At 70.2% G+C, this 21,425-nt stretch carries 18 protein-coding genes; 7 read left to right on the top strand and 11 right to left on the bottom strand.

All coding sequences use genetic code 11. From position 1 onward, the window contains the following. Nucleotides 1–187: 187 nt before the first annotated feature. A complete protein-coding gene (locus tag ACFVN5_RS04785; RefSeq protein ID WP_376953623.1) occupies nucleotides 188–601 on the top strand; it encodes a YybH family protein in 414 nt (137 codons plus the stop codon). Nucleotides 602–844: 243 nt separating this feature from the next. Here ACFVN5_RS04785 and ACFVN5_RS04790 read toward each other — a convergent pair whose 3' ends face one another. Continuing rightward, nucleotides 845–1,954, bottom strand: coding sequence for an epoxide hydrolase family protein (locus ACFVN5_RS04790; RefSeq protein WP_376953625.1), 1,110 nt, complete (start codon nucleotides 1,952–1,954; stop codon nucleotides 845–847). A gap of 186 nt (nucleotides 1,955–2,140) precedes the next feature. Here ACFVN5_RS04790 and ACFVN5_RS04795 point away from each other — a divergent pair, with 186 nt between their 5' ends. After that, a complete protein-coding gene (locus ACFVN5_RS04795) occupies nucleotides 2,141–2,965 on the top strand; it encodes a hypothetical protein (protein ID WP_376953628.1) in 825 nt (274 codons plus the stop codon). Between the two features lie 88 nt (nucleotides 2,966–3,053). Here ACFVN5_RS04795 and ACFVN5_RS04800 read toward each other — a convergent pair whose 3' ends face one another. Both ACFVN5_RS04800 and ACFVN5_RS04805 read right to left on the bottom strand, forming a co-directional pair. Beyond that, on the bottom strand, nucleotides 3,054–5,336 hold the full coding sequence (locus ACFVN5_RS04800; RefSeq protein WP_376953630.1) for an immune inhibitor A domain-containing protein: 2,283 nt from the start codon (nucleotides 5,334–5,336) through the stop codon (nucleotides 3,054–3,056). A 188-nt stretch (nucleotides 5,337–5,524) separates the two neighbouring features. Continuing rightward, complete coding sequence (locus tag ACFVN5_RS04805; RefSeq protein ID WP_376953632.1) at nucleotides 5,525–6,403, bottom strand: SDR family oxidoreductase; 879 nt, start codon at nucleotides 6,401–6,403, stop codon at nucleotides 5,525–5,527. A gap of 122 nt (nucleotides 6,404–6,525) precedes the next feature. Here ACFVN5_RS04805 and ACFVN5_RS04810 point away from each other — a divergent pair, with 122 nt between their 5' ends. Then, the gene (locus ACFVN5_RS04810) at nucleotides 6,526–6,894 is read left to right on the top strand and encodes a winged helix-turn-helix transcriptional regulator (RefSeq protein WP_376953635.1); all 369 of its coding nucleotides are present in this window, start codon (nucleotides 6,526–6,528) and stop codon (nucleotides 6,892–6,894) included. Nucleotides 6,895–6,954: 60 nt separating this feature from the next. On the opposite strand, the gene ACFVN5_RS04815 is transcribed toward ACFVN5_RS04810, so the two are convergent. Then, complete coding sequence (locus tag ACFVN5_RS04815) at nucleotides 6,955–7,443, bottom strand: hypothetical protein (RefSeq protein WP_376953638.1); 489 nt, start codon at nucleotides 7,441–7,443, stop codon at nucleotides 6,955–6,957. An 81-nt stretch (nucleotides 7,444–7,524) separates the two neighbouring features. Further along, nucleotides 7,525–8,127, bottom strand: a complete 603-nt coding sequence (locus ACFVN5_RS04820) for a DUF4232 domain-containing protein (protein WP_376953640.1) — start codon at nucleotides 8,125–8,127, stop codon at nucleotides 7,525–7,527. Between the two features lie 77 nt (nucleotides 8,128–8,204). Here ACFVN5_RS04820 and ACFVN5_RS04825 point away from each other — a divergent pair, with 77 nt between their 5' ends. Further along, nucleotides 8,205–8,882 (top strand): NADPH-dependent F420 reductase, encoded by a 678-nt coding sequence (locus ACFVN5_RS04825; RefSeq protein ID WP_376954314.1) that lies wholly within the window; start codon nucleotides 8,205–8,207, stop codon nucleotides 8,880–8,882. A gap of 239 nt (nucleotides 8,883–9,121) precedes the next feature. Further along, nucleotides 9,122–9,844 carry a nucleoside/nucleotide kinase family protein gene (locus tag ACFVN5_RS04830; protein ID WP_376953641.1) on the top strand — a complete coding sequence of 241 codons (723 nt, stop codon included), beginning with the start codon at nucleotides 9,122–9,124 and terminating at the stop codon, nucleotides 9,842–9,844. On the opposite strand, the gene ACFVN5_RS04835 is transcribed toward ACFVN5_RS04830, so the two are convergent. Then, on the bottom strand, nucleotides 9,841–10,530 hold the full coding sequence (locus ACFVN5_RS04835) for a DUF1345 domain-containing protein (RefSeq protein WP_376953643.1): 690 nt from the start codon (nucleotides 10,528–10,530) through the stop codon (nucleotides 9,841–9,843). The two genes, ACFVN5_RS04830 and ACFVN5_RS04835, sit on opposite strands and share 4 nt — an antisense overlap. 169 nt (nucleotides 10,531–10,699) lie before the next feature. Between ACFVN5_RS04835 and ACFVN5_RS04840 the strand changes: the two genes are divergently transcribed. Beyond that, nucleotides 10,700–11,167 carry a methyltransferase family protein gene (locus ACFVN5_RS04840; protein WP_376953645.1) on the top strand — a complete coding sequence of 156 codons (468 nt, stop codon included), beginning with the start codon at nucleotides 10,700–10,702 and terminating at the stop codon, nucleotides 11,165–11,167. On the opposite strand, the gene ACFVN5_RS04845 is transcribed toward ACFVN5_RS04840, so the two are convergent. The 3 genes from ACFVN5_RS04845 to ACFVN5_RS04855 all read right to left on the bottom strand — a co-directional run bounded on the left by ACFVN5_RS04845 (nucleotide 11,164) and on the right by ACFVN5_RS04855 (nucleotide 13,912). Then, nucleotides 11,164–11,580 (bottom strand): nitroreductase family deazaflavin-dependent oxidoreductase, encoded by a 417-nt coding sequence (locus ACFVN5_RS04845; RefSeq protein ID WP_376953646.1) that lies wholly within the window; start codon nucleotides 11,578–11,580, stop codon nucleotides 11,164–11,166. The two genes, ACFVN5_RS04840 and ACFVN5_RS04845, sit on opposite strands and share 4 nt — an antisense overlap. Before the next feature lie 20 nt (nucleotides 11,581–11,600). Continuing rightward, nucleotides 11,601–13,028, bottom strand: coding sequence for a phosphotransferase (locus tag ACFVN5_RS04850; RefSeq protein ID WP_376953647.1), 1,428 nt, complete (start codon nucleotides 13,026–13,028; stop codon nucleotides 11,601–11,603). A gap of 62 nt (nucleotides 13,029–13,090) precedes the next feature. Then, nucleotides 13,091–13,912: an MOSC domain-containing protein gene (locus tag ACFVN5_RS04855; RefSeq protein ID WP_376953648.1), complete on the bottom strand. Its 822-nt coding sequence runs from the start codon at nucleotides 13,910–13,912 to the stop codon at nucleotides 13,091–13,093. A gap of 114 nt (nucleotides 13,913–14,026) precedes the next feature. Here ACFVN5_RS04855 and ACFVN5_RS04860 point away from each other — a divergent pair, with 114 nt between their 5' ends. Beyond that, a complete protein-coding gene (locus tag ACFVN5_RS04860) occupies nucleotides 14,027–14,728 on the top strand; it encodes a hemerythrin domain-containing protein (RefSeq protein WP_376953650.1) in 702 nt (233 codons plus the stop codon). 64 nt (nucleotides 14,729–14,792) lie between these two features. On the opposite strand, the gene ACFVN5_RS04865 is transcribed toward ACFVN5_RS04860, so the two are convergent. Together ACFVN5_RS04865 and ACFVN5_RS04870 are read right to left on the bottom strand one after the other, a co-directional pair. Next, nucleotides 14,793–17,888: a M14 family zinc carboxypeptidase gene (locus ACFVN5_RS04865; protein WP_376953652.1), complete on the bottom strand. Its 3,096-nt coding sequence runs from the start codon at nucleotides 17,886–17,888 to the stop codon at nucleotides 14,793–14,795. A 248-nt stretch (nucleotides 17,889–18,136) separates the two neighbouring features. After that, nucleotides 18,137–21,310: a M14 family zinc carboxypeptidase gene (locus ACFVN5_RS04870; protein WP_376953654.1), complete on the bottom strand. Its 3,174-nt coding sequence runs from the start codon at nucleotides 21,308–21,310 to the stop codon at nucleotides 18,137–18,139. Nucleotides 21,311–21,425 lie beyond the last annotated feature (115 nt).

Consider the following 21,425-nt stretch of genomic DNA (forward strand, 5'->3'; position numbering starts at 1 on the left):
GGTCAGCCTATGGGGCACGGATGCCGCGCGTCACGGGTCGGGCGGGTGACGAGTGCGTGACGACCCCCGATCGCAGAGGCGGGGCGATTCGGCCGCGTCGGGTCGACTCCGAGCCGGACCGTCGATTCGCGGCATCCGTCTTCGTCGTACCAGCAGGACGCCACGCACGACGACGGAGGGAACCGCCATGCTCACGAGCCTCGAACACGAGCGCCGCATCCACGAGGCCGAGGTCGCCTGGATCGTGTCGAAGCGCGCCGCAGCGATGCGCTCGCGCGACGCCGACTGGCTCGCCGCCCGCTACCTGCCGGGCGCGCCAGTCGTCGGCCCGACGCCGCCGGTGACGCGGATCGCGGACCCGAGCCGTGACGCGGTGCGGCTGTGGGAGTGGTTCGAGCTGCTGCAGGGACGCATCCGGTGGTCGTCGCGGATCGAGCGGGTGCGCATGAACGGCGACCGGGCGATCTGCCGTTGCGTCGAGCAGGTGAGCGTGCGGGCGTGGATGCAGGCGCGCGTGCGGATGACGCTGACGACGACCGTCGCGCTGCGCCGGGTCGCCGAGGTCTGGCTGATCGAGTGGGAGCACGCCGTCGAGGCGTGAGCATCCAGCGCCCTGCTCTCGGCTGCCATTCGGCGCTCGTAGAGCGCTCTCACAGCCGAGCGGGGTACATTCATCAGTGGGACATTCGACCCACTTCCCCCGGTGGGAGTCCCCCGGCCGGCGCCATGGGCGGAGCCGCTCGACCCCCCGAGCCGAGCTCCTCATGCCCGGGCGCCGGTCCGCGTGCGTCCGCGTGCCGGATCCGAACCCTATCCGGATCCGGCGCGCGATCAGCGCGCCCTTTCACCACACGGATGCCGCGAACGCCCGCATGCGTTCGGCGAGCTCGCCAGGCACCTCCGCCGCCGTGAAGTGCCCGCCCTCGTCGAGGCGACCGAACTCCCTGAGACCGCGGTAGTGCTGCCGCGCGATCGATTCGGGGTACGCCGCTTCGTGCCGCTGGATGTAGACCGCCGCCGGCACCCCGGTCGGCGGGATCGCGTCGGGCTGGTCGGCGCCCTCGTAGTACGGGCGGAACGACGTGCCGATCGATTGGGTGACCCAGTAGATCATCGCCTCGGTGAGGATGCGCTCGCGGGAGATGCGACGTTCGACCGCCGATGGATCGCCCGGCGGGGTGTCGCTCCACTCGACGAGCTTCTCGGCGAGCCAGGCGAGCAGGCCGGCCGGGGAGTCGTTGAGTGCGGCGGCGAGCGTGTCGGGCCGGGTGGCCTGCACGTGCCCGTAGGCGCCGTCGGTCTCGTGCTTCGCGGCGAGTTCGGCGAAGAATGCCTGCTCGTCGGGATCAGTGAGCGCCGCGCGCTCCTCGTACGTCGGGAAATGCGAATGGGTCGCGAGGATGCCGGCGACCTCGGGGTAGCTCGCCGCGATGAGGTCGCTGACGTTCGCGGTGACGTCCTCGCCGTAGGTCAGCCAGCGCTCGTAGCCGAGCACGTCGGTCATGAGCGCATGCATCGTCGCCGCGAGGCGCCGTTCGGTCATCGGTCCGTCGGCGTACGGCGTCGAGAACGCGAATCCGGGCAGGCTCGCGACGACGACGTGGAAGTCGGGCAGGGCGTCGACGAAGTCGAGCTGCAGCGCGAACGTGTGCGGCCAGCCGTGCATGACGAGCAACACCGGGGCATCCGCTCGCTGGGCCCGCCGATGCACGAAGTGCACGACCGCGTCGTCGATGGGCACGGTGAACTGCGGATGCCGGTTGAGCCACGCCTCGCGCTCGCGCCAGTCCCACGCGAGCCAGGTGTCGACGAGCTCGCGGAGGTATGCGGAGCTCATGCCCGAGGTGGGCTTTCGCGGCGAATCGTCGAGGAATCGGGTGCGCGCGAGGCGCTCGCGGAGGTCGTCGAGGAAGTCGTCGGGCACGTGGAGCTCGAAGGGCTGCGGCTCGCTCATGGCCTGACGCTACGCCGCCCCGCCGACATGGGCGGGCCGCCGGCTCGAAGCCCAACTCCGAATTCAGTAGTGCCCCTCATGTGAGATCGACCACATACGGATAGCGTTCAGGCGACCCGACTCGCGATGCTGCGTGCCTCGCATCGCGTGAATCGCGCGCGAGCGCACGGAGAGAGGGCGACGGTCATGAACACAGTTGAGCTTGGCTCCGAGTCGACGGCCAATCGCCGTGGCATGCGCGGGATAGCCTCGATCGCTATCGCTCTCCTGTTCGGCTCTACGCTCGCTCTTGGGGCGGTCCAGCCTTCCGCAGCACTGACATGGAATTGTCCGGTCAACGCACCATTCGGATACAGGCTCCTCATCGATGACGTCGTGCTTCAGCGTGAGGCCGACAAGATCGGCGTTTGCGGGGACGGAGCATCAACGTTCCTTGTGATCAACAACTCCTCGAGCCAGCCGATCTCGTTTTGGTCGACAGGATTCGCATCTACTTGGCGATTGATCACTGGCACGGCCTCGGCAGCGACGCGGGCCCAGAACACTGCCGTACGGGACCTTTTGATGAGTACGGGTAGTTCTGGCAACTTCGTACTCGCTGGCGAGTCGATGCGCGTCGATCTCTCGCCCGCGCAGTTCGCCTGGGACTTCGACACTGGCCTGACTACCACAACGCTCGCTGCAGACGTCGCCGGTGGACTGGCGTTCGGCAAGGCCAAGAAGTGGGCGTCTGCTGGAAGCAACAAGCGGGCTGCGGTCGTCACTTGCGCGAGTGGTGCCATCGCGGCCGGTGCGACGGCGGAGTCGGTTGATGACGTGCTGAAGGGCCTGTTGCTGGGTGCCACGCCGTGCGCTGCGGCGGTTGAGCGTGCACAGGCCGTCGCCACCGACGAGAAGACTCTCGTTCAGCGTGCCGCCCGCCTACAGTCGACCATCACCTCGGTGGACAGCTTCGTCGACAACATCGACCTGGCGGTCGTAATCGGGAAGGTCCTTCGGCGCGGTCATTGACGGTCGCTCGGCGCTGAACCCGACCGCCGACACGCGAACGGGCCCGCCTCCGAGGAGACGGGCCCATCCGATCAGCGAGGCAGCGAGACTACTCCGCCGGGTTGTTCACCGTGACCCCCATGGTGCCGCCGGTGTTCTGCGAGGTGACGGTCACCGTGACGCCGTGGCCGGCCACGTAGACGCCGCCGAGCGGATTGCTGGCGTCGAAGTACGCGTCGGTCTTCGCGTCGGAGAACGTCGACTTCTGCAGGGTCTTGCCGTCGGAGCCGACCGCCGCGAGCGACTGGATCGTCTGGCTCTTGCCCTTGCCGACGAGGACCTCCTTGTGCAGTGCGACGGGGTCCATCGTCTGCAGGCCGAAGGTGGCGTCGAACGGCTGGCGACGGTTGCTCGGTCCGGTGCCGTCGGAGTACGTGAACTTCACCGGGTTCGCGTCGATCGGCAGCGCGAGGCCGTGGCCCTGGTGGTCGATCGTGTTGTTGTCGGTGTAGGTCTCGTCGACCGCCCAGACCAGCATGCCGTCCTGGAAGGGGAAGCGCTCGACGTGGTCGGGCGCCGTGTACGGCTTGTCGAACTGGTAGGGGCCGTCACGCAGCGTCGAGTCGTAGCCGACGTACGTGCGGTTCTCGACCAGGTAGTACCGGTCGCCCGACGAGGTCTCCGAGCCCGTGCTGAGCTTGAAGCCGCCCGCGGCCGTCCAGCCGTTGTCGCCGTGCTCGGCGTCATCGGTGGCCAGCGTGGTGCCGCCGTTCTTCACGACGATGTCGTCGATGAAAGCGCCCGCGAGGTGCACGCCGCCGTCGCTCTGGTAGCGGAACCGGAAGTCGACCTTGCCGTTGCCGGGGACCGTGAACCGGAGGTTCGACCACTTGCCGTTGGTCGAGCCCGAGATCGGCGCGCCGATCTGGACCCACTTGCCCGCGGCATCCTTGTACTCGGCGTACAGGTAGTCGTAGCCGTCCTCGATGTCGTACCAGGCCTTGGCGGTGACCGTCGCCGACTTCATGCCCGTCAGGTCGAGCGTGCGCGTGAGCGTCGTGTTCAGGTCGTCGGCGCTGGAGGTCCACCACGCGTGACCGCCGCTCGGGGTCACGTAGTTCGACGTGACCGGCTCGTCGGGAACGTCGACGACGAGCGCCTGGTCCTGGCCGTCGGCCTGCAGCGCGGCCGGGCTGAGCGTGTAGTCGCCGCCCTCACCCGGGTTCACGATCGAGTAGTCGAGCCAGCCGAGCTGGAGCTTCTCCCACGGACCCATGTAGCCGGGCGTCGTGCCGATGTCCTCGGTGCCGTGGTTGAGCCACGAGCCCGACGACATGAGCGTCCAGAACGCGGTCGAGTTCTCGCCGCCGTTGGTGTCGTAGAAGTCGGGCAGGCCGAGGTCGTGGCCATACTCGTGCGCGAACACGCCGAGGCCGCCGTTCTCCGCCTCGACCGTGTAGTCGCCGATCCAGAAGCCGGTGTCGCCGATCTGGGCGCCGCCGAACTGGGCGCCGGTCGGGCCGGTCACGCCGTAGTCGGTCGAGTTCACGTACCAGCGGTGCGACCAGATTGCGTCCTCGCCCTGCGCGCCGCCGCCGGCGTCCTCGCCTTCACCGGCGTGCACCGCCTGGAAATGGTCGAGGTAGCCGTCGGGCTCGTTGAAGTCGCCGTCGTTGTCGTGGTCGTAGCGGTCCCACTGGTCGAAGCTCGCGAGCTCGGCCTTGATCTGGTCGTCGGTCTTGCCGGCGGCCTTCTGCGCGTCGTACCACGCGTTGCCGGCGTCCTCGATGAACTGCCACGACCCACCGAAGTCCTCGACGGCGTTGTCGCCGTAGGTCGAGGCGTTGCCGGGCACCTTCACCCAGTCGCTCACCTCGCCGTCGACGGAGTAGTTGCCCGAGGACTGCTGCTCGTAGAAGTCCCTGAACGACTCGCCGTCGCCGAAGAACAGGTCGCGGTACGAATCCGGGTTGAAGTCCTTCATCCAGTGCGTGCTGTTGTTGACTGCGCGGTCGGGCTCGGGGATCTGGTTGTGCAGCGGGCCGGGCGTCGTGCCCAGCTTGCCGCTGCCCTGGTCGCCGAACTCGGCCAGGATCGTGAAGACCTGGTCTTCACCGGTGACGGCGGCCTGGTAGTACTTGTCGTCCGACAGCTGGACCACGCCGTCCTCGCCCGGGGCGGCCTGCCCCGAGAGGATGAGCTTCTGCGCAGCCTTGCGCCGCTCGTTCTGTCGTGCGGTGAGCGGACCGGGGCGGTTGTCGAGGCGCTGGGCCGCCGACGGTGCCGGGTCCTTGGCGGGAGCAGCGAACGCGGCCGGTGCGAATGCCGCACCGGCCACTACCGTCGCCCCCGCCGCAGCGACGGCCAGCAGGCCGCGCGTGCGTCGATTCACGGGTTTCTCCTTCGGGTTGAATGCCCGGGATCGCCGAGCACAGTGCGGGCAATCTAACACCGGGAATTCACCTTGGGAAGATGTTGACTTCGGTCATCTTTTTCGCGTTAATGCAGCAGTATCGAAGGGTCTGCGACAGAGGCCCGGACGACCGGTCATGGTCGGCCCGGGCCTCGCGGAATCGCGCGTTACGCGGCTGCCGCCTGCGCCCCCACCGCGTCCCGCAGTGCATCCACGAGCGGCGTCGTCGGCCGCCCGATCAGCCGCGACAGCGTCCCGTCGCTGTCGCCGAGGATGCCGCGGCGGATCGCGTCGTCGAGGCCCGCGACGAACGCGGCGGTGCCGGCGTCGAGCCCGACGGACTCGAGCGCCGCCACGTGCTCCTCGGTCGTGAGTCGCTGGTAGGCCACCTCGCGGCCGACGACCTCGGATGCCGCGGCGGCGAGCTCATCGAAGGTCCACGGGGTGTCGCCGGCGAGCTCGTACACCTCGCCGAGGTGCCCGTCCTCGAGGAGCACGACCGCGGCGGCGTCGGCGTAGTCGGCGCGGGGAGCGCTCGCCACGCGACCATCGGCCGCGGAGGAGGCGATCACGCCGGTGCCGGCCGCGCGCGCGACATCCGCCGTGTAGTTCTCGGTGTACCAGTCGTTGCGCAGGATCACTGCGGGCACGCCCGACGCGGCGATCGCCTCCTCGGTGGCCCGGTGGTCGGCGGCGAGCGGGAAGTCCTCGGCCGTCGTGGCCTTCGGCGCGCTCGTATAGACGAGCTTCGCGACGCCGGCGGCCTTCGCCGCATCGATCACGTTGCGGTGGCCCTGCACGCGGGCGCCGGGCACCGAGCCCGAGACGAGCAGCACCGCGTCGACGCCCTCGAGCGCCGCCGTGATCGTGTCGGGCCGCTCGTAGTCGAGCTCGGCCGTGCGGATGCCGCGTGCCGCGAGGTCCTGGAGCTTCGACGTGTCGCGTGCGGTCGCGACGACGTCGGCGGGCGCGGCGCCGCGGGCGAGCAGCGCCTCGACGACGAGGCGGCCGAGGTGGCCCGACGTGGCGGTGACGAGGATGGTCATGGGAGCGGTTCCTTCCGGTCGGTGGCGCATCGCCCTCGAGGGGTGCGCTTCACCGAGGGCAACCGGATGCCGCCGCTGTACCTTCCCTGTCGGAGGTACCCACTTTGAAGTAAGGTACCCACATGGTGGTAAGTCTTGCGGAAATCCGGGAGACCTCCGGCGAGGTCTTCATGGAAGGCTGTCCGACGCGCGTCGTGCTCGACCACATCATGAGCAAGTGGGGTGTGCTGGTGCTGCTCGCCCTCACCGACGGCACGCATCGCTGGGGCGAGCTGCGCCGCGAGGTGCAGGGCATCAGCGAGAAGATGCTCGCCTCCACGCTGCGCACGCTCGAGGCCGACGGCCTGGTCGTGCGCGAGTCCTACCCCGAGGTGCCGCCGCGGGTCGAGTACGCGCTCTCGCCGCTCGGCCGCGAGCTCATGGACCGCATGCTGCCCCTCGTCGAGTGGGTGGCGCGGCGGGCCGACGGCATCGTCGCGCGGCCGGCCTGAGCGGGCGACGCAGGCGACGGACCCGGGCATCATCGCCCGGGTCCGCATCCACTCGTTCGATCAGCTGACCGCGGACGCCACCAGCTCGGAGTACCGCTGCTCGATCGCCGGCGTCCACGTGCGCACGGCGAAGCCGATCGGCCAGAAGTCGCCGTCGTCGAGGTTCGCCCGGTCCTCGAACCCGATGGTCGCGTACCGAGCCTTGAACTTGTCGGCGGGCTGCATGAACGTCACGACCTTGCCCTCGTCGTTCGCGAAGGCCGGCATACCGTAGTACGTCTTCGGCATGAGCTGCGGCGCGACCTCCGAGACGACCTTGTAGAAGCCCTCGCCGATGGCGCGGTCCTCGCCCGACATCGCCTCGATCGCCTCGCGGATCGCCTTCTCGCCCGCGGCGCGGTTCTTGCCCGCCTTCGCCTCGGCGCGCAGCTCCTTCGCGCGGTCCTTGACGGCCTCGCGCTCGAACTCTGAGAGGCCCTCGCTCTTCTCGGCCATGATGATCATCTCCTCCAGGTCGGTGAGCCGCTTCGGTGGGCTCGTGCTCGTCACGCTACGCGGCTTCGGCGGCGCGTGCTTCTCGATTCCTGACCGACGATGCCGACCGACGAGGTCGCCCCGAGGGCCGGCACTTCACGACGACGCCGCGACCGGACTCACCTTCATGAACACCGTCGAGCTGTTGCACGCGGGCACCGGGTCGGTGCTCGACACGATGAACCCGGTGAAGCTGTGCGGCGGGTAGATGCGATACCCGGTGCCCTCGACGACCGGGCAGTCGTCGAGCGGTCCGCCGTCGGGTGCGATGTTCGTGACCTGCAACGGTGCGCTGACGGATGCCCCGGGCTCGAGCGTGACCGTCGCCGGCGAGTCGTCGTTCACCTGCTCGGCCGGCACGCCCAGCTCGTTCTCCGAGGCGTCGACGACCGACACCCCGGGCGCCCCGCGCAGCTCGCAGGATCCGCTGCCCGTGTTCGTGAAGACCAGGTTCAAGTAGATCGACCCCGCGCCCGCGTCGACGTTCTCGACGGTGACCTGCAGCGCGTCGTCGGCGCACTGGCCGGTCGGCGCGTTCGGGTCGACCGAGTGGGTGGGCGTCGACGTCGGCGTCTGCGTCGGACTCGCGGGCGCCGACGTGGTGGGCGGACTGGTCGGGGTCGCCCCACCGGAGCATCCGGTGAGGAGCAGGACGAGGGCGGTCGTCGTCAGCGCGGATCCGGCGATCAGGCGGCTCATCCGGTCAGGGTAACCGCCATGTCCGGTGCGTCCGCGGAGGCGGGCCGGGCGACTGCGGAGGCGGGCCGATCGGGAACATTCCGCGGCCCGCCGCGGTTCGCCTCAGCATGACGACGATCGGAATCATCGGAGCAGGACACATCGGCAGCCAGGTCGCGCGAGCCGCGATCGCGAACGGGTACGACGTGGTGATCGCCAACTCGCGCGGGCCCGAGACGCTGGCCGGGCTCGTCGCGGAGCTCGGGCCGAAGGCACGCGCCGCGACGGCGACCGAGGCGGCCGAGGCGGCGGATGTCGCGGTCGTGACCGTGCCGTTCAAGGCGTACGACGCGATCCCGGTCGAGCCGCTCGCCGGCAAGATCGTGATCGACACGAACAACTACTACTGGGAGCGCGACGGGCACGTCCCGGCGCTCGACGAGGGCCGCGCGACCGTTACCGGTCTTCTTCAGCAGCACCTCCCGACGAGCCACGTCGCCAAGGGCTTCAACCACATCATGGCGAGCGACATCACGACCGCCGGCCTGCCCGCGGGCACGCCCGGTCGCCGTGCGCTCGCGACGGCCAGCGACCACGCGGATGCCGCGCAGTTCGTGACCGACCTCTACGACGCGTTCGGCTTCGACACGGTGAACGTCGGCCCGCTCGCCGAGAGCTGGCGCGTCGAGCGCGACCAGCCCGCCTACGTGGTGCCGCAGGACCGCGACGAGCTCGTCGCGAACCTGGCACGTGCGGAGCGCCGGCTGGCGGCGTAGCGAGTCCGCGGGTCGAGGAGCCGCGGAGCGGCGTCCGGTTCCGTGGGTTGAGGAGCCGCGGAGCGGCGTCTCGAAACCCGCTTGCGCAGGGGGTCTCGATACGCGTCCGGCTGCGCCGGGCGCTACTCGACCACCGGGTCTGGGCGCTACTCGACCACCGGAATGTGCGGCTCCGCCGGGCGCTACTCGACCACCGGGCCCGGGCCACTCGACCACCGGCGGGGTGGCAGGCTGAAGGGGTGTCCGCCAGCTCGCCGTACCCGTCGTCCGTGTTTCCGAGCGCCGCGATCGAGGTGCTCGCCTCCCGCGCGCGGGCACTCACCGCCGCATCCGGCGGGCGTGTGCTCATCGGCGTGACCGGATCGCCGGGCGCGGGCAAGACGACGCTCGCCCGCTCGGTGGTGGCGGCGCTGAACGCGTGGGACGCGACATCCGCTGTGCACCTGCCGATGGACGGCTTCCACCTCGCGAACGCGACCCTCGACCGCCTCGGCCTGCGCGACCGCAAGGGCGCGATCGAGACGTTCGACGGCTGGGGGTTCGTCGGCCTCCTCGAGCGCGTGCGCCGCGAGGTCGACCACACCGTGTACGCGCCCGCGTTCGAGCGGCACGTCGACGAGCCGGTCGCCGGCGAGATCGCGATCGAGCCGGTGGCGCGCATCGTCGTCGTCGAGGGCAACTACCTGCTGAGCGACGAGGAGCCGTGGCGGCGCATCCGCGACCTCGTCGACGAGTCGTGGTTCTGCGCCGCCGACGATGACGAGCGGATGCCGCGACTCGTGCGTCGGCACACCGAGTTCGGGCGCTCCCCCGACGCGGCCCGCGCGTGGGCGATCGAGGTCGACGGCGCAAACGCGCTCCGGATCGACCCGACGCGCGTGCACGCCGACCTCGTCGTGTCGGGCGTCACGGGCGAGATCCTCGGCGACGTCCGCGAGGGCCGCGAAACGGGCTCGGCCTAGCCTGTTGCCGTGATCTCCATGATCGTGTTCAGCGCGAGCACGATGATGAACCCGTTGAAGAAGTAGCTGAGCACCGAGTGCCAGGTCACCGTCCACCGGATGCGGGAGGTCGTGTTGATGTCGTTGGGCGTGAAGCTCGTGCCGATCATGAAGGCGGCGTAGACGAAGTCGAGCAGGCCGGGGTCGTCGCGATCGGGGAACATCAGTGGGCGGCCGCGCGGGTCGTCGGGCACGCGGTTGTCGAGCCGGTAGTAGATCTGCGCGAAGCCCCAGTGCAGGAACCCCCACGCGATCAGCATCGCCCACACCCCGACGAAGTTCATGGCCTCGCCGAGGTCGGGATCCTGGCGGAGCACCAGCAGCTGGCCGGCGGCGGTGACGCCGATGAGGCTCGCCAGGATCGTGGTGATGAGGCTCGCGACCCGACCCGGCCGCCGGGTCGCGATCAGCGTCGGCGTCGCGCGCCACTCCTGCCGCGAGATGCGGGTGAGTGCGATCATCCACGCCGCCATGTAGGCCGACGAGAGCAGGCACCACACCGCCAGCACGATGATCTCGAAGACCGGGTCCTCGCCGACGAGGAACGTGATGCCGAGCACGACGATGATCGTGAGCGTCGTGATGTTCACGGCGCGCGCGATGCGGTGGTTGGGTGACGTGACGGTCGCGGTCGTCGCCTCCGTCATGCGCGTCCCCCTTCGCCGTCGCGGTGGACACCACGATGGCCCCCGCGGTCGCACCGAGTCAAGAGCGAGGATCCGGCTCCCGGGACCGCGGTGGCGTTGTGGCGTTGTGGCGTTGTGGCGTCGAGCGTCCGATGAAACGGTCGGCTTCCGCGAGGAGGAGGATGGGGTCGTGGACGCGAGGGTGCGGTGGGACCGCGCGAACTGGCTCGTCTGGGCGCAGCTCGGGCTCATCGTCCTGCTCCTGCTGCCGGGTGAGCCGCTGTGGAGCGCGACCTGGATCACCGCGCTCGCGGCGGTGCTGATCGTCGCGGGCCTCGCGCTCGTGGGTGCCGGCTTCGCGGTGCTCGGACGCGACCTCGTCGTGTGGGTCGCGCCGAAGCCCGATGCGCCGCTGCGCACCGGCGGGATCTACCGCCTCACGCGCAACCCGATCTACCTCGGGCTCATGATCGCGGCCGGAGGTTGGGTGCTCTGGCGGGCGCGGATCGAGCTCGTCGTCGTGTGGCTCCTGCTCTGCGTCGTGCTCGTGATCAAGGCGCACGTCGAGCAGCATCGGCTGCTCGACGCGTTCGGCGACGACTACCGCGCCTACGCCGATCGCACGCCGCTGATGCTGTTCGCCCGCGGCATCCGCTAGCTGTCGGCCCCGCCGGCGGCCGGGCCGTCGGCGACGTGCAGCAGCCGGAACTCGGTGCGATGCACGGCCTGCAGGTAGACCCGCAGCAGCGGGGCGAACGCGCGCAGCCCGGCATCCGTCGGGAACGGCTCGATGCGGTCGATCGCGTACTCGCGGCGGCCCCGCAGGACCACGCCGTGGCCGGCGGCGCGGAGGTTGCGGTACCAGCTGACCCCCGTGCCGTACACGAGCACGGCGACGAAGCCGGCCGGGATCCGGGCGTGCAGGATCGGCGTCTCGAACGTGCGGCCGCTCTTGCGGCCCACGTGCCGGACGAGCATGAACGGCCCGATGCCGCGGCGCGCCATCGCGAGCGTCAGGTGGTTGAACGTGTGCTTGATGGTGGTCAGCCACGCCTGCTTGAGCCGTCCCATCGCGTCGCCGTTCCGCCGGCTCAGGCCAGCGAGGGCGTGGGCGCGTCGGGCTCGGATGCCGCGCCCGCCTCGCCCGCCCGCGTCGGACCCGACTCGAGCAGGCTCATGATCGCGTGCAGCGGGATCGCCGCCCACGTCGGGCGGTTCCGGGTCTCGTAGATCGCCTCGTACACGGCCTTGTCGAGCTCGAACGCCGCGAGCAGCTCGCGGTAGCCGCTGAGGTCGAGGCCGGATGCCGCGACGTACCCCTCGAGGAACGCCCGCCGCGCGGCATCCGCCCACGCGACGGCCGACCCGGCGCGCTCGGGCAGCGCGAGCCCCGTGGAGCCCGCGACGTAGTCGAACGACCGCAGCATGCCGGCGACGTCGCGCGCCGGCACGTCGGGATGCTGGCGGTCCTGCATGGGACGCATTGGTTCGCCCTCGAAGTCGAGCAGCACCCAGCCGCGGTCGGGCACCAGGAGCACCTGGCCGAGGTGCAGGTCGCCGTGGATGCGCTGCAGCTCGGGCCACGCGCCCGCCTGCGCGCGCTCGTAGAACGCCTCGATCGCGGCGCGGTGCGGCTCGAGCTCGGGCACCTCCGCGACGGCGATGGCGAGACGGCGCGACCACGCCGACGTGATCGCCTGGATGTGCTCGGGCGAGGGCTGCTCCCGGGGGAACAGGCGGCCGAGCGAGAGGTGCACCTCGGCGACGGCGGCGCCGAGCGCGCGGGCCTCCTCGGTGAACGGCGTCCCGGCCGCGGCCGAGGAGAGCGCCACGCGCCACGCGTCCTCGACGCCGGGCAGGAACTCCTGCGCGAAGGCGAGGTGCCCGCGCGCGCGACCATCCGGCCGGCCCACGTCGTCCCACTCGCCCACGACGTCGCCGACGCTCGCCGGCACGTGCGAAGAGCCCGACGATGCGAGCGCGGTCTGCAGCGTGACATCCGGATTCTCGCCGTGGTGCAGCTGCCGGAACAGCTTGCAGATGATCGGCGCCGTGTCGGCGGGGCGGAAGATGATCGAGGTGTTCGACTGCTCGCCGCCGAGCACCGAGGCCGGCGACGTCGTCGGCGGGCGCACCGCATCGCCCGAGTAGTGGCCGATCGCGAAGGCGCCCTCGGAGACGGCGTCGCGGTCGCGCACGATGGTCGCGAGCAGGGCGTCGGTGTAGGCGCGGTCGTGCGGTCCGTCGTAGAGGTAGCCGTCGTCGGGAAGGCGCCCGATGAGGTGATCGGATGCCTCGGGCGCATGCAGCCGGTCGACCCGCTCGACGACCGGCACCTGGTACAGCACGGGAGGCTCCGACGCGTCGTCCATCACGAGCAGGGTGCGCACGCGCGCGTCCTCCTCGACCGTGGGCAGCTCGAACGCGCCGATGAGCCGCAGCGACGGCGTGTGGCCCTTGCCGCCGAACCATCGCTGGAGCGGCATCCACTCGGCGATCGCGGCCACGGCGCTGTCCATGCCTGAACCGTACGACGCGCCCCGGCCGATGTCGAGGAGCGACGCCGCGGGTTCCGCGTCGTTCAGGCCGAGGGCACGGGACGCACGGGGTCGCCGACCCGGACGAGCGCCCGGCCGCCGCCGTCGAGCTGCGGCACGAGGAGGATACCGAACCACGTCGTGCCGTCCCACCGGCGGCGCTTCGCGAGCGTCCGGATGGGCTCCACGCCGCGCGCGAGCGTGACCGGGTCGATGAGGGTCATCGCGCAGCGGTCGCAGATCGCGGTCACCCGGAAGCGCACGTCGCCGAGGTCGACGAACGGCCACGCGTCCTCGGCGAACGGCACGTCGCCGTCGATCACGATGTTCGGGCGGAACCGGAGCATGTCCAGCGGCGGCGTGCCCTCGTCCGTCCATGCGTCGAGCTGCGCCAGCGACGCCTCGCTCGTGAGCAGCACCGGGGCGACGTCGGCGAGGGTGACGCGCTCGCCGGGGAGGCCGCCGTGCGACGGGTTCACGGTGCGCACGGTCGGATCGGGCTGCCAGACGAGGCGCACGCCGGCGCCGATGCGCGCGGCCAGCCACTCGTCGGCTTCCTCGCCGACGGGCAGCGCGGTGCCCTGGCGCGTGAAGCCCACCGGGATCGGCGCGGCGTCGACGGGCGGGTCGACCTGGAGCGGGTCGCCCCGACCGTCGTCGAGCAGCACGCCGCCGCCGGCCATCGGCTCGGCGTGCAGCGCGAGCAGCCCGTTGCGCTCGCGTGCGGTGACCACGGCACCGGATGCCGCGTCGACGATGCCCCAGCGACGGTCGGCCGTGAGCCCCCACGGCTCGACCACGGCCGACCGCACGTCGTTCCCCGCGAACGATTTCACGGGGTGGACGCGGACGCGCGTGACCTGCATCCGATCACCGTACCGGGCGGTCGCGCCTGTGCCGAGAATCGGGGGCTTGTCGTGGCATCCGCGGGCTCGTATCGTCACGTTCGACCGCACCCTTCGACGACGAACGGAGCCGACATGGCCGCGACCGCGCTGCCCTCGAGCGGAGACCAACCCGCAGCATCCGGCACGCCCGTGAAGACGTGCGATGCGAGCGGCATGGCCGAGATCCACCGCATGTTCCGCGCGGGCTTCGGCGAGGGCCGGATGCTCGTGGAAGCCGTGCCAGGGGGCGATACTGCGCAGGCCGACCTCGTCGGCGACCACCTCGACATGCTCTCCGTGGGGCTGCACGCGCACCACGAGGGGGAGGACACGATGCTCTGGGCGCCGCTCGAGCATCGGGCTCCCTCGTGCGCCGCGCACGTGGAACGCATGAAGCAGCAGCACGCGGCGCTGCTGGTGCACCTCACGGCGATGGACCAGGCGTTGCCGACCTGGCGGTCGAGCGGACGGCCGGCGGACGCCGAGGACGTGCTCGCGGCGCTCGACGGCATCAACGCCGCGCTCGCCGCGCACCTCCCCGACGAAGAGTCGAACATCGTGCCCGTCATGGAGACGGTGATCACGCAGCCCGAGGTCGACGCGCTGTCGGAGCACGGTCGGAAGGCGACGCCCAAGGGCAAGGCGTTCCTGCAGCTCGGCGCGATCCTCGCCGCGCAGCCCGACGGCGGGGACGATTGGCAGCGCAAGCACCTGCCGCCGCCGGTGCGCCTCATCTGGCGGTGGGTCGGCCGACGGAAGTACGAGGCGCACCGCAAGGCGCTCGTCAAGGCGTAGCCCGCGCACACGGATGCCGCGCCGGGCGAACCCGGCGCGGCATCCGTGCTGTGGTGCTCGCCCCCTAGTCGAGCAGGTGATCCAGGGCTCGGCCCATCCAGGCGTTGCGCGTGGCCTGGTCGGTGATGCCCTCGAACCCGAAGCCGCTCAGCAGCGAGTGCGGCGTCGCCACCACGGCCGCCTCGGGGAAGCCCGCGGCCGTCGTGATGATGAAGTTGTTCGGGTTGGGCGCGCTGCCCTCAGGCGGGCCGGTGACCTGCCAGCCGTTCGAATCGTTGTTCTCGAACGAGGTCGATCCCTCGCCGGTCGACACGACGATGTCGTCGACGAAGACGCCGAGCCCCTGGGTCGACCAGTCGCTGACGTACCCGATGGAGACCTCGACCTGGCCCGCGGTCTGGTACAGCGACAGGTCGACGTTCCACTGCTCCCAGCCGCCCGAGTTGCCGGATGCCGCGTTCCACACGCCGGTGGTGCCGTTCGGCTCGCACGACGTCGAGTCGATGACCGTCTGGTAGTGGTCGAGCTGCGGGTGCAGCTCGCGCCAGCCGGCCGGGCAGCTCTGACCGGTGCTGCTCGTGGTGTGCTCGCTCGGCAGCGTCGTCCACTGGTCGGTGTTCGGCACGCGGGCCTCGACGATCAGGTGATCCCACTCGGGCTCGGTGTCGTAGGACGTCCAGAACGACAGGTTCGCGCCGCCTTGCGGGACGGTGATCGTCCGCGTCAGCCGCTTGTACGACACGTCCGCGATCTGCGAGTACGCGTAGGCGTCACCCGTGTGCGGCTCGAACGGACCGCCCTCGCGGTCCCAGCGGGCCGCGACCCAGCTCTCGAACTGCGGGTACTGCTGCGGGTCCAGGATGCCGCTCGTCGTGATGAACGAGTTGCTGTGGTCCTGGTTGCCCGCGCTGTCCGCGCCGTTGAAGCCCCAGTCGAGCCCGTCGTACGGGGTGTCCACGCCGAGCACGTCGAGCAGGTCGCCCTCATCCGTGGTGCCGGCGTCGTCGACCGCGATGTACGCGCCGAGCGAGTACTGCAGCGTGTCGTTGACGAGGTTGCCCGATCCGCCGAGCGGACGGCAGCGTGGCCGGACTGCGGGGTCGCCGCACGACGCGTTCGCGGCCGTCGGGTCGAACAGGTACGGACCGGCGTACTGCGTGCCGGCGTACTTGCCCGTGTAGAGCACCTTGCCGCCCTCGTTGAGGAAGTCGCGGACCTCGAGGATCTGGTCCATCGCCAGCCGGGAGGCGGTGCCCGCAGCACCGCCGGGTTCTCGGGTGATGATGTCGTCGCCCGTGTACCAGATCACGGCGTCGTAGTGCGAGAGCACGCCGAGGTTGTCGGACGCGATCCGCCCGCGTGCGTCCACGTCGTAGACGTCGTAGCCGACGCCGTTGGCCGTGAGCGCATTCTGGTAGGACGAGAGGTACTTCGGGGCCGTGACGCCCTGCGCCGGCGAAGCGCCGGTGTAATCCTCTGCCGACACGATCAGCACGCGGTCGCTCGACTCCTCGACGGCCTGGTACGTGAACGAGTCGCTCGTGGCCTTGCCGCCCGTGAACCAGACCTTGACGCTGTCGCCCGGCTGGGTCCCGGTCACGACGCCGCTCATGATGGCGTAGTGGGCGCCCGTCTTGCCGCCGTACGTGTCACCGCCCGTCCATTCCGACGTGGGCTTCGAGACGACGGGCTGGTTGTTGATCTGGTACTTCAGCGTCACGGCGCCGAGGCTCCGCTTCGCGATCACGCGCACCTCCTGCGGGTCGCCGTAGGAGTACTTGAACGTGAAGTCGGCCAGCGGGAGCCCGGCCTTGTACGTGTCGTCGCTCTTCAGGTAGAACGGCTTCGTCGTCAGGCCGAGGTGCGACACCGGGTTCGCCGGGTCGGCCGCCGACTTGGCCACGTCCATCGCGAAGGGCAGGGCGCGCTCGTACTCAGCCTGCACCAGCGCCTCGTCGTCGGGGAACACGAAGCCGGCGTCGGGCTCGCCCTCGCCGAGTTCGGGCGTCCACGCCAGCGTGCCGTGCTGGGCGTGCGCGAAGTCGGTGGTCTCGCCGTTCGTCACGTAGAGCACGTCGGAGGACAGGCCCGGCTCGAAGTCGGAGATCGCGGGGTTGTCGCGGTTGCCCGACAACGCATAGTAGATGGGGTCGTCCGCGGTCGGGGTCCCGGTCTGCCAGCCCTCGGCGTACAGCAGCCACTGTCCGAACGAGTGGTAGTTCACCTGGAACTCGGGAGCCGCCCGGTCGAGGAGCGCCATCATCGCCTGCGTCTCGGGCTCGGATCCGGCCGACGGGCCGCGGTACGTGTCGCTCGAGGTCAGAGACGAGGAGCCCTCCTCGTCGTAGCCGAAGTGCTCGGGGTAGTTGCGGTTGGGGTCGACGCCGTCGGCGCGGGTGATCTGGTTGTCACCGTCGTTGTCGCGCAGGTTCTTGCGCCACAGCCGCTCGTGGTCGAACGTGTACTGGTAGCCGTCGGGGTTGGCGACGAGCAGGAACCAGTACTCGTTCTTCTGCAGCAGCGTCTTCGTCGCCTTGTCCTTGGCGTTGTAGTTGTCGATGAACGAATGCAGCAGTCGCCGGTTGACCTCGGTCGAGATCCACTCGCGCGCGTGCTGCGTCGAGCTGTAGAGCACCGCCGGCCGGGACCCGTCAGGAACGCCCCTCGCGCCCTGCGTGACCTTCAGCGCGATGATCTCGCGGCCCTGGTAGGTGTGGCCGAGCACCACCAGCTTCACGAGCTGGGGGTTGTCCTTCGCGAGCTGGTAGAGCTCGTCGCGGATGCCGCCGCTCTCGTCCCACGATCGCCAGACGTTGTAGCCCGAGGCCGCCTGCTCCGCCGCCAACTGCTTGGCGGACTTGCCGTCCTTGTTCTTCTTCACGTGGACGTCGACGCCCTTCGCGCGGAGATCCTTCGCCTCCTGCTCGGTGAGCACGACGTCGACGGCGACGCCGTCGTCGGTGACCCGGCTCGCGGCGACGTCGACGCCGCTCGCGACGAGGTCGGTCGCCTGCTCGGTGCTCACGTCGGCGGTGTACATGTCGAGCGCTTCGTCGTCCTCTGCGGCGCTCGCGCCGACGGGAGCGAGCATCGCCAGCACGACTGCGAGCGTGGCGACACCGAAGGCGAGGCGCGTGGAGGTGGAACGAGTTCCGGCCATCATGGCTCCTTCGATCCGTCTCCGGCCGGAGGGGGTAATCGTGACGTCGTCGTCGATCATGTTCGCCACGCCTGCGGCTCGCTGCGGACCCTAGGCGCTAGCCTCCTCGGGTCCCGTCGCCCGTGTCAAGGCGGATTGGAGGGTTGCTCAGTCTCCCGCCTCCGTCCGCGAGCCCGCGCCTCCGCTCCCAGACGGCGGATGCCGCACCGGGCGACCCGGCGCGGCATCCGATCACCTGCTCCCTTCGATCAGATTCCGAAATGGTCGAGGATGCGGCCGACGACCTCGGCGCGCTCGTCGGGCGTGGCCAGCTGCTCGAGGCCGAAGCCGAGCATGAGCGAGTCGTCCGTCGCCACCGCGCTGTAGAACGGGCCCTCGACGGTGATGCGCTCCCAGTCGCTCGTGTTGCCCGGGCTGCCCGTGGGCGCCCCGAGTACCGACCAGTCGCCGAGTCCGGTCTCGAAGCCCTCGGCCTCGGTCTCGACGCCGGCCACCGTGAAGCGGGTGTCGTCGACGATCAGTCCGATCTCGCCCGTGAACGGGTCGGCCACGTAGCTGATCACGAGCTCGATGTTCTGGCCCGCATACGCGCTGAGGTCGAACGACACGTCGACCCAGCCACCGGAGCTGCCGGTGAACGCGTTCCACTCGCCGGTCGAACCGGTCGAGAGGCACGGGTTCGCGACCGTCAGGTAGTGCTCCAGCTGCGGATGCATGTCGACGTAGAAGCCGCCCTCGCACTCCGCCGACGGCGCCGTGCTCGTGCCGCCGTTGAGGTCGGGCAGGGTCGTCCACTCCTCGGTGCCCACGGGCCGGACCTCGACGATGACGTTGTCGTATCCGAGCTCTGCCGAGTACGAGAACTGCGCGTCGAAGGTCGCGGCCTCGCCCGCGCCGAGGGTCGGCACCGCGAAGGTGCGGCCCAGCCGCTGGTAGCTCTCGTGGGCGTGCGCGGCGAACGCAGCCCACTCGCCCTCGATCGGGATGAACGGACCCGACGGCTGGTCGTACTCCGCCGCGGCCCAGCTCTCGAACTGCGGGAACTCGTCGACCGGCAGCACGTCGCTCGTCGGCGTGAACTCGCCGGCCTCGTCGACGGGATTGTCCTCCGTCGCCGGTCCGCCGAACGCCGCCTCGACGCCCGTGAGCGGGTCGTCGATGCCGATCACGCCTCCGGCGCCGACGGGCGTGCGGTCGAACGCGCCGAGCCAGTACTGCGTGAAGTCGTCGGCCAGGATGAGGCAGTCGGAGAAGAAGTCCTCCGTCACCATGCACTCCTGGTCGGGCGCCCCGTCGAGGCCGTAGTAGATGCCGCCGAGCGCACCCGCGAGCTGGCCGTAGTATCCGGTCGTCTCGCCGGCGAGCGCCAGCTTGCCGTCCTCGTTGAGGTAGTCCCGCACCGCGATCGTCAGGTACTGCTGGCGCTCCGCCACCGACAGGTCGGTCACGGGTCCGAACAGGTACGTCTCGGTGAGCACGTCCTCCTCGTCCTGCGTCAGCCGGTTGTCGCCGAGGTACCAGAGCACTCCGTCGTAGTGGCTGAGCACGCCGAGGTCGTGCGGCACGCCCTGCGCGTCGACGTCCCAGACGTCCGCGTCCACGCCGTTGGCCGCGAGCGCGGCGACGTGCTCGTCGACGTACTTCGGACCGTCGTTGCGCGGCGCCTCCTCGGGGTTGTACCCGGTGTAGTCCTCGTTCGCGATGACGAGCACCTGGTTGCCCGTGTCCTGGGCGAGCTCGTACGTGAAGTGCTCGCTCTCGACCTTGCCCGGCTTCTGGCCCTTCGGCAGGTCCTTGGCGTTGGTCTGGCCCGAGAACCACACCTCGACGGAGTCGCCGGGCTTGGCGCCGGAGACGGCGCCTCGGTACTCGGCGTAATAGTCGGTGCCCTCGAAGCCGTAGCGCTCGCCGCCCTGCCACTCGGCGACCTGCTTCTTGACCTCCTTGCCGCCGTTGATCTTGTAGTGCAGCGTCTTCGCGTTGAGGGCGCGCTTCGCGGTGACCGCCACGGGCTGCGGGTCGCCGTACGAGACCTCGAACGGGTCGGCCACGAGGTCCGCGGCGTCGCGGCCCACGACCGACACCGGGTCGTCGGGGTCCTGCGCCGACTCGGCCACCGCGAGCGCGAACGGGATGTTCTTCTCGAACTCATCCTGGATGAGCGCCTCGTCGTCGGGGAAGTCGAAGCCGAGGGCCACGCAGTCCTCCTCGGCGACCCACTCGTCGTCGGGCACCCGGTCGGCCGCGTCCTCGCACGTCGACATCTCGGGCGTGAACCCGAGCGTGCCGTACGCCGCCTGCATGTGCGTGTCGAGGTCGCCGTTCGTCGTGTAGAGCTCCGCCGAGATGTCGGGGTCGTAGCCCGGCACGGCGGGGTTCGCGTCATCGCCGGCCATCGCCTCGTAGATCACGTCGTCGGGCGACGGCGTCGCCACCTGCCAGCCGATCCCGTAGAGCAGCAGCTCCGCGGCCGAGTGGTAGTTGATCATGAATTCGGGCGTCACCTTCGCGAACAGCTGGTCGAGCGCCTGCGTCTCGGGCTCGGATCCGGGGGACGGTCCGCGGTAGGTGTCACTCGCCGGGTTCGGCGATGAGCCCTCGTTGTCGTAGCCCCAGCGCGTCGCCGAGTTCCGGTTCAGGTCGACGCCGTCGGCTCCCGTGATCTGTCCATCCCCGTTGTTGTCGCGCAGGTTCTTGCGCCAGAGGCGGTTCCCGTCCTCGAACGTGAAGTCGTACCCGTCGGGGTTCGCGACCGGCACGAACCACAGCTCGGTCGTGTCGATGATCTTCGTGATGCGCGGATCGGTGCCGTACCCGCTCAGGTAGTAGTCGAGCAGGCGACGCACCATCTCGGGCGTGATCCACTCGCGGGCGTGCTGGGCCGCTACGTAGACGACGGTCGGCCGCTTGCCGTCCTTCTTCTGCTTGTCGATGTTGCCGGTGACACGCACGGCGCCGATGTCCTTGCCGTTCCACGTCTCGCCGAGCACGCGGAACTGCGCGATGGCGGAGTGCGCGGCCGCTTGGTCCATCAGCTCCTCGAGGATGCCACCCGGGCCGCTGTACATCCGGAACACGCCCTCGGGCTCGCCGAACGCCTGCATCGAGCGCTGCTGCGCCGCCGGCTCCTTGGCCTCGAGCGACGTCCCGTCCTTCGCGAGCTGTTCGACCTGCTCGGAGTTCAGGATGACCTGGACGTCCACCAGCCCGTCGGCGTGGGCGCTCGGCTCGACGACCATGTCGTGCCGATCCACCCCGAGGTCGACGATGCTCGCGAGCCCGTCCGCGTCGACGGTGCCGGTGTAGACCGATGGTCCGACCGCTCCGCCCGGTGGCTGTGGCGGACTGGCGAAGCTCGGCGCGGCGGCCGCGCCGGTGATGACCAGTGCCGCAGCGGTGGCGACGGCGAGTTGACGGAACATGCGTACCCCCTTGTGCGCGTGCGTCTTCGCCGGGTTGATCACCCGGCCGTCCGCCCACGGAGGTTCGCCGCGACGCGAACGATCCTCATCTTGGTCCCCGGTTCGGGGCCGGGTC

This window comes from Agromyces sp. NPDC057865, from assembly GCF_042796995.1.
In the GTDB taxonomy this organism is placed as follows: Bacteria; Actinomycetota; Actinomycetes; order Actinomycetales; family Microbacteriaceae; genus Agromyces.

Coding starts and splice junctions, on each gene's coding strand:
- ACFVN5_RS04820 (WP_376953640.1), bottom strand. CDS start 8,127: ATGAGCCGCCTGATCGCCGGATCCGCGCTGACGACGACCGCCCTCGTC.
- ACFVN5_RS04860 (WP_376953650.1), top strand. CDS start 14,027: ATGGCCGCGACCGCGCTGCCCTCGAGCGGAGACCAACCCGCAGCATCC.
- ACFVN5_RS04810 (WP_376953635.1), top strand. CDS start 6,526: ATGGTGGTAAGTCTTGCGGAAATCCGGGAGACCTCCGGCGAGGTCTTC.
- ACFVN5_RS04845 (WP_376953646.1), bottom strand. CDS start 11,580: ATGGGACGGCTCAAGCAGGCGTGGCTGACCACCATCAAGCACACGTTC.
- ACFVN5_RS04855 (WP_376953648.1), bottom strand. CDS start 13,912: ATGCAGGTCACGCGCGTCCGCGTCCACCCCGTGAAATCGTTCGCGGGG.
- ACFVN5_RS04785 (WP_376953623.1), top strand. CDS start 188: ATGCTCACGAGCCTCGAACACGAGCGCCGCATCCACGAGGCCGAGGTC.
- ACFVN5_RS04805 (WP_376953632.1), bottom strand. CDS start 6,403: ATGACCATCCTCGTCACCGCCACGTCGGGCCACCTCGGCCGCCTCGTC.
- ACFVN5_RS04835 (WP_376953643.1), bottom strand. CDS start 10,530: ATGACGGAGGCGACGACCGCGACCGTCACGTCACCCAACCACCGCATC.
- ACFVN5_RS04870 (WP_376953654.1), bottom strand. CDS start 21,310: ATGTTCCGTCAACTCGCCGTCGCCACCGCTGCGGCACTGGTCATCACC.
- ACFVN5_RS04865 (WP_376953652.1), bottom strand. CDS start 17,888: ATGGCCGGAACTCGTTCCACCTCCACGCGCCTCGCCTTCGGTGTCGCC.
- ACFVN5_RS04790 (WP_376953625.1), bottom strand. CDS start 1,954: ATGAGCGAGCCGCAGCCCTTCGAGCTCCACGTGCCCGACGACTTCCTC.
- ACFVN5_RS04795 (WP_376953628.1), top strand. CDS start 2,141: ATGAACACAGTTGAGCTTGGCTCCGAGTCGACGGCCAATCGCCGTGGC.
- ACFVN5_RS04850 (WP_376953647.1), bottom strand. CDS start 13,028: ATGGACAGCGCCGTGGCCGCGATCGCCGAGTGGATGCCGCTCCAGCGA.